The sequence below is a fragment of the Cupriavidus sp. WS genome, assembly GCF_000395345.1.
Classification (GTDB): Bacteria; Pseudomonadota; Gammaproteobacteria; order Burkholderiales; family Burkholderiaceae; genus Cupriavidus; species Cupriavidus basilensis_B.
Map to the genome: position 1 here is coordinate 1 of NZ_AQPL01000720.1, position 1035 is coordinate 1035.

General features: G+C 64.1%; 1 protein-coding gene. It reads left to right on the forward strand.

The window, feature by feature from the left end; all coding sequences use genetic code 11:
- Positions 1–1035, forward strand: a 1035-nt coding sequence (locus K206_RS0136830; RefSeq protein WP_020207187.1) for a type VI secretion system Vgr family protein, incomplete at both ends; no start/stop codon positions are given.

Genomic DNA, 1035 nt, shown 5'->3' on the forward strand with positions numbered 1-1035 from the left:
TTCGGCGACGACATCGACCACTACCTCTACCAGCCGGAGCTGCGAGTGCCCTATCGCGAGACGGCGGGACTGGAATCAGGCCAGGAAACGGTGTTCTCGCTCAGGACCCATGCGCGGACCATTCCCGAATCATTCCGGGTCGCGGACTTCAATCCCGACAAGGCATGGGAACGCCCTGCCGGAGAGGCCGATGTCGCGAAGGAAAGGACCACCTACGGTCAGTCCTACGTGTATGGCACGCATCACCTGGACTTCGACGACGCCAAGTGGGAAGCGCAGTTGCGCCACGAGGCCGAGTTCGCCGGCCAATTGGTCTACACGGGTGAGAGCAACGTGCTGGCGCTGCGCCCGGCGCGCATCCTGCGACTGGACCTGGCGTTGCCCGACGCGCCCAACGGGCAGGTGGTCACCGAGGTCGTCCACACCGGCGCGCGTGATGCCGCCTACCGCAACACCTACAAGGCCATTCCCTCGGACCGGCGCTTCCGGCTGCCGATGGACGAAGCCAACTGGCCGCGCATCCCCGGCACGCTCAGCGCCCGCATCACCTCGCCGGGCCAGTACAAGTATGCCTACCTGACCCAGGATGGTCATTACATCGTCCGCTTCGATTTCGACTTTGACGCCTGGCCCAATGGCGGCGAGAGCGTGCCGCTGCGCCTGGCCAAGCCGTTCGCCGGGGCGCAGCAGACGGGCTTTCACTTTCCTCTGATCGACGGCACCTATGTGGACGTGGCGTTCCGAGACGGCAACCCGAACAAGCCGTACATCGCCAGCGTGCAGCACACCAGCCAGCACCCTGACCTGATCACCAATCAGGATCGCTGGCTGTCGCGCAACGTGATTCGCACGCAGAGCAACAACAAGCTGCGGTTTGAGGACTGGGAGGGGCAGGAGGGGATCAAGCTCTCCACCGAGTATGGCAAGACCCAGCTCAACCTGGGGTATCTCGTTGATCATCAGAAGAAAAAGCGGGGGGATGGCTTCGAGTTGCGCACGTCGGGCTGGGGGGCGATCCGGGGCGGCAAGGGATTG